The 10,167-nt window shown below is 70.2% G+C and carries 13 protein-coding genes and 1 tRNA gene; 13 read left to right on the top strand and 1 reads right to left on the bottom strand.

The genetic code is table 11. The features are described 5' to 3' along the window. Positions 1-713, bottom strand: a 713-nt coding sequence (locus ACRDPN_RS09955) for an enoyl-CoA hydratase (protein ID WP_431447294.1), incomplete at its 3' end; no start/stop codon positions are given. A gap of 171 nt (positions 714-884) precedes the next feature. Between ACRDPN_RS09955 and ACRDPN_RS09950 the strand changes: the two genes are divergently transcribed. The 13 genes from ACRDPN_RS09950 to ACRDPN_RS09890 form a co-directional block, all read left to right on the top strand. Next, positions 885-958, top strand: a tRNA-Gly gene (locus ACRDPN_RS09950). A 97-nt stretch (positions 959-1,055) separates the two neighbouring features. Further along, positions 1,056-1,865, top strand: a complete 810-nt coding sequence (locus ACRDPN_RS09945; protein ID WP_431447293.1) for an S-methyl-5'-thioadenosine phosphorylase — start codon at positions 1,056-1,058, stop codon at positions 1,863-1,865. Next, complete coding sequence (locus ACRDPN_RS09940) at positions 1,862-2,899, top strand: NAD-dependent epimerase/dehydratase family protein (RefSeq protein WP_431447292.1); 1,038 nt, start codon at positions 1,862-1,864, stop codon at positions 2,897-2,899. Before ACRDPN_RS09945 ends, ACRDPN_RS09940 begins: the two co-directional genes overlap by 4 nt. A gap of 10 nt (positions 2,900-2,909) precedes the next feature. After that, positions 2,910-3,584 carry a glycosyltransferase family 2 protein gene (locus tag ACRDPN_RS09935; protein ID WP_431447291.1) on the top strand — a complete coding sequence of 225 codons (675 nt, stop codon included), beginning with the start codon at positions 2,910-2,912 and terminating at the stop codon, positions 3,582-3,584. After that, positions 3,581-4,234: a TIGR04282 family arsenosugar biosynthesis glycosyltransferase gene (locus ACRDPN_RS09930; protein WP_431447290.1), complete on the top strand. Its 654-nt coding sequence runs from the start codon at positions 3,581-3,583 to the stop codon at positions 4,232-4,234. Before ACRDPN_RS09935 ends, ACRDPN_RS09930 begins: the two co-directional genes overlap by 4 nt. A 13-nt stretch (positions 4,235-4,247) precedes the next feature. Beyond that, positions 4,248-5,420, top strand: a complete 1,173-nt coding sequence (locus ACRDPN_RS09925; protein ID WP_431447289.1) for a molybdopterin-dependent oxidoreductase — start codon at positions 4,248-4,250, stop codon at positions 5,418-5,420. Next, positions 5,417-5,833 (top strand): hypothetical protein, encoded by a 417-nt coding sequence (locus tag ACRDPN_RS09920; RefSeq protein WP_431447288.1) that lies wholly within the window; start codon positions 5,417-5,419, stop codon positions 5,831-5,833. Before ACRDPN_RS09925 ends, ACRDPN_RS09920 begins: the two co-directional genes overlap by 4 nt. 14 nt (positions 5,834-5,847) lie before the next feature. Continuing rightward, complete coding sequence (gene dcd, locus ACRDPN_RS09915) at positions 5,848-6,423, top strand: dCTP deaminase (protein ID WP_431447287.1); 576 nt, start codon at positions 5,848-5,850, stop codon at positions 6,421-6,423. Between the two features lie 4 nt (positions 6,424-6,427). Further along, a complete protein-coding gene (locus tag ACRDPN_RS09910; RefSeq protein WP_431447286.1) occupies positions 6,428-7,348 on the top strand; it encodes a pseudouridine-5'-phosphate glycosidase in 921 nt (306 codons plus the stop codon). Beyond that, on the top strand, positions 7,345-8,232 hold the full coding sequence (locus tag ACRDPN_RS09905) for a carbohydrate kinase family protein (protein WP_431447285.1): 888 nt from the start codon (positions 7,345-7,347) through the stop codon (positions 8,230-8,232). The genes ACRDPN_RS09910 and ACRDPN_RS09905 overlap by 4 nt, the downstream gene beginning before the upstream one ends. Positions 8,233-8,241: 9 nt before the next feature. Further along, complete coding sequence (locus ACRDPN_RS09900; RefSeq protein WP_431447284.1) at positions 8,242-8,655, top strand: VOC family protein; 414 nt, start codon at positions 8,242-8,244, stop codon at positions 8,653-8,655. An 81-nt stretch (positions 8,656-8,736) separates the two neighbouring features. Next, a complete protein-coding gene (locus ACRDPN_RS09895; protein ID WP_431447283.1) occupies positions 8,737-9,687 on the top strand; it encodes an ABC transporter ATP-binding protein in 951 nt (316 codons plus the stop codon). Next, the coding region (locus ACRDPN_RS09890) for an ABC transporter permease (protein WP_431447282.1) at positions 9,684-10,167 on the top strand (484 nt) is incomplete at its 3' end. The genes ACRDPN_RS09895 and ACRDPN_RS09890, both read left to right, overlap by 4 nt.

The raw sequence follows: 10,167 nt of genomic DNA, 5'->3' as shown, positions 1-10,167 counted from the left end.
GCGCTGCCCAGCGACTCGGCCTGGGCGGTGGCCTCGACCTCGAGAGTGGTGGCGAGGTCGCTGGTCGCCGCGACGCGCACCGTGTTCTTGATGGCGGCCATCAGCGACGGCTCACGGGAGGCGTACGAGGCGGCCAGAGCACGGGCGCGAGCGACCGGATCGTCCGTCAGCTCCTGGGCGATGCCGAGCCGGAAGGCTTCGTCGGCATCGATGACGTCGCCGGAGAGCAGCGCGGCCGCGGTGTTGGCTCTGCCGATGCGCTGCGTCAGCAGCCACGTGCAACCGCCGCCGGGGTGCAGGCCGATCTGGGAGAACGTCGGACCGAGGCGTGCCTGAGGTCCGGCCACGATCACGTCGCACGCGAGTGCGATGTTGAGACCGGCCCCGACGGCGGCCCCATGCACGGCCGCGACCGTGGGGATGGCGAGGTCGTGGATGCCGAGGAACGACGCGTAGACGCGCATGAGGTGATCGCGAAGCTCGGACGTCGGGCGGTCGCGGTCGCCGAACAGGTCCTGCAGGTCTGCTCCCGCGCAGAACGCCTTGCCGGCCCCGGCGACGACGAGAACACATGCGTCGTGGTCGTCGGCCACCGCGCGCACGGCGGCGGCCAGCTCGTCGAGCAGGGCCCAGTCGAGGGCGTTGCGGCGATCGGGTGCGTTGAGGGTGATGACGCGCACCGAACCGTCGGACTCGAGCTCGACGAGACTCATCGTCAGCGGGCCCGGAGGACGTCAAGCTGATTCGGCTCGGTCACGCGCCCATCGAACCACAGGAGACGACAACCAGCCGTAATCGCCGACGAGCAGCTCGACGCCGTCGTGGCACTCGCCCTGGAGTTGATCGGTCGAACGTGATTCCCGCTGGGTAAGGTGTGCTCATTCGCCGATGTAGCTCAGTGGCAGAGCGCTTGCTTCCCAAGCAAGATATGCGGGTTCGATTCCCGTCATCGGCTCCAAGACGAAGCAGCGGTGAGTGAGCGTCCTATCCGGGCGTCCGATTGGACGCTGACACACCGCCAGCCCGACACCTGGCGCAGATGACATGCTCGACCCATGAGCACACCGGACATCGCCGTGATCGGCGGATCGGGCTTCTACACGTTCCTCGACGATCCGGAGACGGTCGAGGTGGAGACGCCGTACGGGCCGCCGTCGGCGCCGATCGCGGTGGGTACGGTCGGTGACCGGAGCGTCGCGTTCCTGCCGCGGCACGGCGCGGGCCACGAGTTCCCGGCGCATCGGGTTCCGTACCGGGCCAACCTGTGGGCGCTGCGCAGCCTCGGAGTCCGGCAGATCCTGGCCCCGTGCGCAGTCGGTGGCCTGCAGGCCGAGTACGGGCCGGGCACGTACGTCGTGCCCGACCAGGTCGTCGATCGCACGACCGCGCGAGTCCAGACGTACTACGACGAGGGCGCCAACCACATCTCGTTCGCCGACCCGTACTGCCCGCGGCTGCGGCGACATCTCGTGGACGGACTCGACGGACACGCTCCGGTGGACGGCGGCGCGATGGTCATCATCGAGGGTCCTCGGTTCTCGACCCGTGCCGAGTCCCAGTGGTATGCCGGGCAGGGGTGGGCCGTCATCGGCATGACCGGGCACCCGGAAGCGGTGCTCGCACGTGAGCTCGCGCTCTGCTACTCCACGGTCGCGCTGGTCACCGACCACGATGCCGGGGTCGACGAGGCCGAGGCCGTCACCGTCGACGAGGTGTTCAAGGTCTTCGCCGAGCACACCGACACGCTCAAGTCGGTGCTCACCGACGTGGTCGGGGCGGTCGGCACCGACCGCGACTGCGCCTGCCCGCACGCGGTGGACGGGATGGACCTCCCTTTCGAACTACCGGATTCTGGGGCCACGTGAAGGTCCTGCTCACCGGTGCGGCCGGGTTCATCGGCAGCAGGATTGCCGTGCTCGCCCGAGAGCGCGGCCACGATGTCGTCGCCCTCGACGCCTACCTGCCGGAGGCGCACGGGTCGGCCGAGCCCGAGGGCGAGATTCTCCGGCTCGACCTCAGACGGGATCGGCTCGACGACGTGCTTGCCGACCTCGACGTCGTCTGTCACCAGGCGGCGATGGTCGGCAACGGGGTCGACGCGCAGGACCTGCCGGGCTATGCGGGCCACAACGACCTCGGCACCGCCGAGCTGCTCGCCGCGATGGCGCGGGTGGGCATCGACGACCTCGTGCTCGCGTCGTCGATGGTGGTCTACGGCGACGGTCGCTTCGACTGCCCCGAGCACGGCGACGTCCCGCCGGCACCTCGTCGCGAGGAGGACCTGGCTGCGGGACGGTTCGACCCGCGCTGTCCGGTCTGCGGCGAGGAGATCACCTGGCGGCGCATCGGCGAGGACACGCCGTTCCGTCCGCGCACGAGCTACGCCGCGTCGAAGGTCGCCCAGGAGCACTACGCCGACGCGTGGTGCACGCTCCAGGACGGACGGACGATCGCGCTGCGCTACCACAATGTGTACGGCCCGGGCATGCCCGCGGACACGCCGTACGCCGGCGTCGCGGCCATCTTCAGGTCGGCGCTCGAGCGCGGCGAGGCGCCGCGCGTGTTCGAGGACGGTGCCCAGGTACGCGACTTCGTTCACGTCGACGACGTCGCCATGGCCAACGTGCTGTCGCTCGAGCAGGTGCGCGACCATCCGTCGGGCCTGACGCCGTACAACGTGGCGTCTGGGCACCCGTTCACCATCGGCGAGATGGCGGCTGTGCTCGCCGGAGCGGGAGACGGGCCGGACCCGCTCGTCACCGGCGAGTACCGGCTGTTCGACGTGCGGCACGTGCTCGCGTCGCCGGACGCCGCGGTCGAGGGCCTGGGCTTCCGGGCCGCGGTCCGTCCCGAGGACGGGCTTGCCCGGCTGGCGACCGACCCGCTCAGAACGCGCTAGCGTCGGGAGCATGGATCGGGCGATGGTCTGCGATGTCGTCATCCCGTGCCGGGACGAGGCGGCGGCGCTCCCGCTGGTGCTCCCGGCCCTGCCGGACGGCTTCCGCGCGATCGTCGTCGACAACGGCTCTACCGACGGCACCGCTGACGTCGCACGCCGGCTGGGTGCCACTGTCGTCGACGAGGCCCGGCCCGGATACGGTGCCGCGGTCCATGCCGGCGTCCTCGCTTCGACGTCGGAGTACATCGCCGTGGTCGACGGCGATGACTCGATGGACGTCGTCGAGCTGACCGGGCTCCTCCAGGCTGTGCTCGACACCGGCGTCACCATGGCCGTCGGTCGCCGGCGTCCGGTGCGCCGCGGGGTCTGGCCGTGGCATGCGCGCATCGGCACCACGGTGCTCGCCACCTGGCTGCGCCGCTCCAGTGGCTTCGGGGTGCACGACCTCGCGCCGATGCGGGTCTGCCGCCGCGAGGACCTGCTCGCGCTCGACATCCGCGATCGCCGCTTCGGCTACCCACTCGAGCTGATGCTCAAGGCCGCCCGCGCCGGGTGGACGGTCCGTGAGATCGACATCGCCTACCGTCCGCGGGCCGCCGGAACGAAGTCGAAGGTGTCGGGCTCCCTGCGCGGCACGACCAAGGTGGCCCAGGACTTCGGCAAGGTCTTGCGGGAGTCGCGATGAACGCGCCCACGGTGCTCGTCGTCGCCAAGGCACCCGTCCCCGGCCAGGCCAAGACCCGCATCGCCCGGGACATCGGCGACGACGCTGCCGCCGAGCTGGCCGCGGCAGCGCTGCTCGACACGCTCGACACGGCCACCGCCACCGGCATGCCGGTCGTCGTCGCCCTGACCGGCGACCTCGAGCGGGCCGCACGGTCGGACGAGATCGCGGCCGTCCTGGGCGGCCTCCGATTGGTTCCCCAGATCGGCGCGACGTTCGGCGAAAGGCTCGCGCAAGCTCATGTCGACGCCGACGCCGGCCATGGCGTCATCCAGGTGGCCATGGACTCACCGCAGATCCGCGTCGACGACCTGCGTGAGGCGGCCGAGCTGCTGGACGACCACCCGAGCGTGCTCGGTCCGGCCGAGGACGGCGGCTGGTGGCTGCTCGCCGTGCGCCGGGGGTCGGACGCCTCGGGACTGGCCTCGGTCGAGATGTCGACGGCATCCACCGGACAGCACACCTTGGAGGTCCTGCCCATGCCGACGGCGCTGCTGCGAACGCTGCGCGACGTCGACACCTGGGACGACGCTCGGGCGGTGGCCGCCGAGCTCCGCTCCTCGCGGTTCGGCGCCGCCGTCGCTGCCCGCGAGGATGGCGCCCGGACATGACCGGCGGCCTGTGATGCGCCTCCCAGACGCGGTCGCCGCGATCGACCGGCGCATCCCGCGACCGAATGACTTCAGGAGTCCTGCACGCGGGACACGCACGGCCGCGCGCGTCGGCCTCCTGCTCGGCACCTGCATCGGCATCTGCTTCCTGACCGGCGTGTGGAGCCATTTCCAGTACACGTCGCCGGGCTGGCTGCCGATCGGGCCGGACCCGGCCTGGCTCTATCGGGTCACTCAGGGTGCGCACGTCGCCACGGGTACGGCGGCCATCCCTTTGCTCCTGGTCAAGCTGTGGTCGGTCTATCCGCGGCTGTTCCGCCGGCCGCGGAAGCGCGGGATTCGCGCCTTCACTGTCGGCGGGCTCGAACGGGCCTCGGTCGCCTTGCTGGTCGCGGCGGTCGTGTTCCAGCTCGTGACCGGCTCTCTCAACGTTGTGCAGTGGTACCCGTGGTCGTTCAGCTTCCGGGCCACCCATGAGGCGGTGGCCTACCTGGCGATCGGTGCCCTGCTGACGCACATCGCGGTGAAGCTCCCCCTCGTTCGCATCGCTCTCAACCGGACGGTCGACGATCGGCTGTCCCTGGCCTCGGACGGACCGAGTCGCCGCACAGTCGTCCTCGGGGCCGCGGCGGCATCGGGCCTCGCCGTGCTGCTCACGGCCGGCCAGACGGTGCCGTTCCTGCGGCGGGCATCCGTGTTCGGGGTTCGCGACGGCGACGGACCACAGGACCTCCCGGTGAACCGCACCGCGCGCGCCGCCGGAGCGATCGACGGTGCCACCGACCCGGACTTCGCGCTCGAGCTGCGCCACGGCACCCGCACGGTGCGGTTGTCGCGCGCCCAGCTCGCCGAGCTGCCGCAGCGCACCCACCGCCTGCCGATCACCTGCGTCGAGGGCTGGAGCCGGAACGCGACGTGGACCGGGATTGCGGTGCGGGACCTCGTGGCTCTCGTCCAGGCGGAGCCGGAGTCCGTCGTGAGGGTTCGTTCGATGCAGACGCGCGGAGCGTTCTCGGCCTCCGAGCTGCCGGCGGACTTCGTGGCCGACCCACGCACCCTCCTGGCGCTCGAGCTCAACGGCGAGCCGCTGAGCCTCGACCACGGGTACCCGTGCCGCATCATCGCGCCGAACCGCCCCGGCGTACTCCAGACGAAGTGGGTCAACAGCCTGGAGGTGCCGGCATGATGGTTGTGCGGGCGGTGCTCGTCATGTTGGGGGTTGCCGCCGGCTCCTGGGGCGTCTGGCTACTCAGCGACGACGGCTTCGACCGGCTCTCCTCGACCGCGATCTGGCTGGCCGGCGGCGTCGTGCTGCACGACTTCGTGCTGGCGCCCATCGTGGTCGGCGTCGGCGTCGTCGCGACCCGGGCGCTGCCGAGCCGTCAGCGCCCGGTCGCCGCCGTCGCCTTCCTCGTGTGGGGGACCCTGACGATCGCCGTGGCGAACGTGCTGCTCGGCGTCGGCGGGAAGCCCGACATGGACTCGCTCCTCAACCGGCCCTACGTCAGCGCCTGGCTGGTGCTGACCGGCCTGATACTCGGGGGTGCCTTCGCGACGGCGGTGATCAGGTCACGACCTCGTCGAGTGGACGACGCGTAGGTTACGTTTTCTAAATGCTTCTTTCCGACCGCGACATCCTGGCGGAGCTCGACGGCGGCCGGGTGAAGCTCGATCCGCTGTCGCGAGAGATGATCCAGCCGTCGAGCATCGACGTGCGGCTCGACAAGTTCTTCCGGGTGTTCGACAACCACAAGTACCCGCACATCGACCCGGCCGCCGACCAGTCCGACCTCACCCGCGAGGTCGAGGTGCCCACCGACGAGACGTTCGTCCTCCATCCCGGTGAGTTCGTGCTCGGCTCCACCTATGAGCTGGTGACGCTCCCCGACGACGTGGCCGCGCGGTTGGAGGGCAAGTCGTCGCTCGGTCGCCTCGGGCTCCTGACCCACTCCACGGCCGGCTTCATCGATCCGGGCTTCTCGGGTCACGTGACGCTCGAGCTCGCCAATGTCGCGACCCTGCCGATCAAGCTGTATCCGGGCATGAAGATCGGCCAGCTGTGCTTCTTCAGGCTCAGCTCGCCGGCGGAGCACCCGTACGGATCAGCGAAGTCCGGCTCCCGGTACCAAGGACAGCGCGGCCCCACGGCTTCCAGATCCCATGCCAACTTCTACAGAACAAGTATCTGATGTCATGACGTTCCCGCTCTCTGTTTCCCCGGACGTTGCCGACGCCATCTCGTCCGGCACCCCGGTCGTCGCCCTCGAGTCGACGATCATCGCCCATGGCCTGCCCCGCACCCGGCGCCTCGAGGGCGCGCGGCGCTTCGAGCAGGTGCTCGTCGACGCCGGCGTCGTCCCGGCCACCATCGCCGTGCTCGACGGTGAGTTGAGGGCCGGTCTCACCGCCGACGAGCTCGACCGCATCGCGAACGAAGAGCTTTCCAAGCTCAGCAAGCGTGATCTCCCGGTCGCCCTGGCCCGTGGCGGAAGTGGCGCCACCACCGTCGCGGCGACGTCGTTCATTGCCGACCACGCAGGCATCCGCGTGTTCGCGACCGGCGGGCTGGGTGGGGTCCACCGCGGCACTGGGGACACGACTGAGCACACGTACGACGAGTCGGCCGACCTGAAAGTCCTGTCCGAGGTGCCGATCACGGTGGTCTCGGCCGGGGTGAAGTCCATCCTCGACATCGGCGCGACGCTCGAGCGCATGGAGAGCCTCGGCATCACGGTGGTCGGCTACGGCACGGACGAGTTCCCGAGCTTCTGGCTGCGGTCGTCGGGGCACACGCTCGACTGGTCCGTGCCCGACGCCGCAGCGGTCGCCGCGATCATGGAGTCGCGTGAGCAGCTCGAGCTGAGCTCGGCCCTGGTCGTCGCGAATCCGTTGAGCCTCGACGACCAGCTCGACCCGGCCACGCACGATCGTGTCCTCGAGGAGGCGCTCCGTCGTGCCGAGGAGAAGCAGGTGGGTGGCAAGAACCTCACACCGTTTCTCCTCGAGACCATTGTCTCGCTGACTGACGGCGAGAGCCTCGAGGTCAACCTGCGGATCGCCGAGAACAACATCCGGCTGGCTGCCGAGATCGCGACGGCCTGGTCGCGACATTGAGCCGAGTCCTTGTGGTCGGCGATCTCGTCGACGACATCAGCGTGCGGGTGCTCGACGACGTCACCGAGGCCAGTGACACGAACGCGGAGATCCGGCTGCGACCGGGTGGCTCGGCCGGAAACGTCGCTGCATGGCTGGGTCATCTCGGAGTCGACGCGGTGTTCTGCGGACGCGTCGGCGCCGATGGGCTCGACCGCCACCTGGCGGCATTCCGCGACTGCGGCGTGGAGGCGCACCTGGCCGGCGACCTGGACCGGACGACCGCGACGATCGTGCTCCAGCTCGACCGACAGGGAGATCGCACCATGTTCGTCGATCGCGGCGCCAACCGCGGGCTAGTCCCCGAGGACGTGCCGGCCGAGGCATGGGAGGACGTCACCTGGCTGCACCTCACCGGGTACACCTTCTTCGACCCGTCCACCCGGCCGGTGGCGACCGGGCTCGTGGCCGAGGCGCGTCGGCGTGGTGCTCGGGTCAGCGTCGACCCGAGCTCGGTGGCGTTCCTGCGGGCCGCCGGCGGAGAGGAGTTCCTCGGCTGGATCGACGGAGCCGACGTCATCTTCCCGAACATCGACGAGGCCAGGATTCTGGTCGGCTCCACCGGCCCGAAGATCGACCTCGACGCGTTGGCCGTCCGGTTCCGCCATGTGGTCGTCACGCTGGGCTCGATGGGTGCGGCCTACCTGGGCGGAATGGAGCGCGCCCAGATCACGGCGCCGCGCATCGACGTCGTCGACACCACCGGCGCCGGCGACGCGTTCGCCGCCGGCTTCCTCGCCCGCTGGATGCACGGCTCCGCGCCGGAGGAGGCACTCGATGCCGGTCGCGCGGCCGCGGAGCAGTGCGTGGCCCAGCTCGGCGCCCGGCCGAGCACTTCGGCGTAGATTCGTCTTGTGGACGAGCCCGTGCCCCACCTGCTGCACACCGTGCTCGACGCCGAGGACGTGCGCGAGCTGGCCGAGTTCTACCGGCAGCTGTTGGGGCTGCAGTACCGAGCCGGCGACGAGCGCCAGGATGGTGGGAGCGACGACGCCGACTGGCTCGTGCTCATGGACGGTCACGGCAACCGGAGGCTGGCGTTCCAGAAGGTTCCCGTCCTGCCGCGCGTGACGTGGCCGGAGGACGGCGTAGCCCAGCAGCTCCATCTCGACATGTCGGTGCCCTCCGTCGAGGAGCTGGACCGGCAGCACCGGCGGGCTCTCGACCTCGGGGCTCGGCTCCTGCTGGACCGCACCGACGATCCCAAGGAACCGCTGCGGGTCTACGCCGACCTGGCCGGCCATCCGTTCTGCATCCTGGTGGGTTGAGCTCCACTCAGGGTCTAATCAGGGGTCGGCCAGGGTCGCTCCCCGATGCGCGAGACGGCGGGGTCGCGGGAGCGTGGAGCCATGACGACGACACATCGCCCGGGCCTCGGTATCCGCGCCCGAGGACTCACCAAGACCTTCGGCCCCAAGATCGCCGTGAACGGCATCGACTTCAAGGTCGAGCCCGGCCGCGTGACCGGCTTTCTCGGCCCCAACGGCGCCGGCAAGTCCACCACGATGCGGATGATCCTGGGCCTCGACGCCCCGACGTCCGGTGACGTGAAGGTCAACGGCCATCACTACGCGAGATCGCCCGTGCCGCTCCGCGAGATCGGCGCCCTGCTCGAGGCCCACGCCGTCCATCCCGGCCGGTCGGCTCGCAACCACCTGCGATGGCTCGCGGCGAGCAACGGCATCCCCACCACACGGGTCGGCGAGGTGCTCGAGCTCGTCGGGCTGGAGTCCGTGGTCGGCCAGCGTGCCGGCAAGTTCTCCCTTGGCATGGGACAGCGCCTGGGTATCGCCGCCGCGATGCTCGGCGACCCCTCGGTGCTGGTGCTGGACGAGCCGGTGAACGGCCTCGACCCCGAGGGCATCAGATGGGTGCGGACGTTCGCCCGCCAGCTCGCCGACGAGGGGCGCACGGTGTTCGTGTCGAGCCACCTGATGACCGAGATGGCACTGATGGCAGACCACCTCATCGTCATCGGACAGGGCACGATCCTGGCCGACTGCTCGATGCAGGAGTTCATGGCCGACCACGCCCAGTCGTACGTGCGCGTCAAGACCGGCGAGCCGGGACGCGCCGCAGAGGTGCTCGTCTCGTCCGGCCTCGACGTCTGGCGTCACGACTCCGCGACTGGTCCGGAGCTCCATGTGCAGGGACTCGACGCGGCCGGCATCGGCGAGCGGCTCGGCAGGAATGGCATCCTGCTGCACGAGCTGACGCTGGTGAGCTCCTCGCTCGAGGACGCTTTCATGACCCTCACCGCCGACAGCGTCGAGTACTCAGCCCAGGAGGTGGCGGCATGACCACGGCGATGCTGAGCCGCGCGCGCCACAGTCGGCCCGGCTTCGCGGACGTACTGCGCTCGGAGCGCATCAAGCTGACGTCGGTCCGTTCAACGTGGTGGACGCTCGCGGCGCTTCTCCTGATCGGCATCGGCGGCACGGTGCTGCTGTGCGCGCTCAACGCGGAGTGGCTGGCCAGCCCAGAGGCGGACGAGTTACCAGGTTCCTTCATCACCGGCGGTCTCATGCTGTCGCCCGTGTGCGCCGTCGTCCTCGGGACGCTGGCGGTCTCGAGCGAGTACGGGACCGGCATGATGCGCTCGACCCTAGCCGCGACTCCGGTGCGCGGTAGGGTGCTGGTCGCCAAGGTGGTTGTGGTCGCCGCGATCCTGTTCGTGGTCGGCACCGTCACGGCGCTGCTCGGATACGTCGGCGGCAACTACTTCCTGGACCGCGAAGGCATCGGCCTGGCCCTCGAAGGTGACGTCGCGCGGTCGATGT

Source organism: Aeromicrobium sp., from assembly GCF_050700635.1.
Lineage (GTDB): Bacteria > Actinomycetota > Actinomycetes > Propionibacteriales > Nocardioidaceae > Aeromicrobium.
Note: the sequence above shows the minus strand (reverse complement) of the source record. Positions and strands in the feature narration are given on the sequence as shown.

Bases quoted from the DNA above. Each gene is read 5' to 3' on its own strand.
- ACRDPN_RS09920 (WP_431447288.1), top strand. From the start codon at position 5,417: ATGATGGTTGTGCGGGCGGTGCTCGTCATGTTGGGGGTTGCCGCCGGC.
- ACRDPN_RS09945 (WP_431447293.1), top strand. From the start codon at position 1,056: ATGAGCACACCGGACATCGCCGTGATCGGCGGATCGGGCTTCTACACG.
- dcd (WP_431447287.1), top strand. From the start codon at position 5,848: ATGCTTCTTTCCGACCGCGACATCCTGGCGGAGCTCGACGGCGGCCGG.
- ACRDPN_RS09910 (WP_431447286.1), top strand. From the start codon at position 6,428: ATGACGTTCCCGCTCTCTGTTTCCCCGGACGTTGCCGACGCCATCTCG.
- ACRDPN_RS09935 (WP_431447291.1), top strand. From the start codon at position 2,910: ATGGATCGGGCGATGGTCTGCGATGTCGTCATCCCGTGCCGGGACGAG.
- ACRDPN_RS09895 (WP_431447283.1), top strand. From the start codon at position 8,737: ATGACGACGACACATCGCCCGGGCCTCGGTATCCGCGCCCGAGGACTC.
- ACRDPN_RS09930 (WP_431447290.1), top strand. From the start codon at position 3,581: ATGAACGCGCCCACGGTGCTCGTCGTCGCCAAGGCACCCGTCCCCGGC.
- ACRDPN_RS09925 (WP_431447289.1), top strand. From the start codon at position 4,248: ATGCGCCTCCCAGACGCGGTCGCCGCGATCGACCGGCGCATCCCGCGA.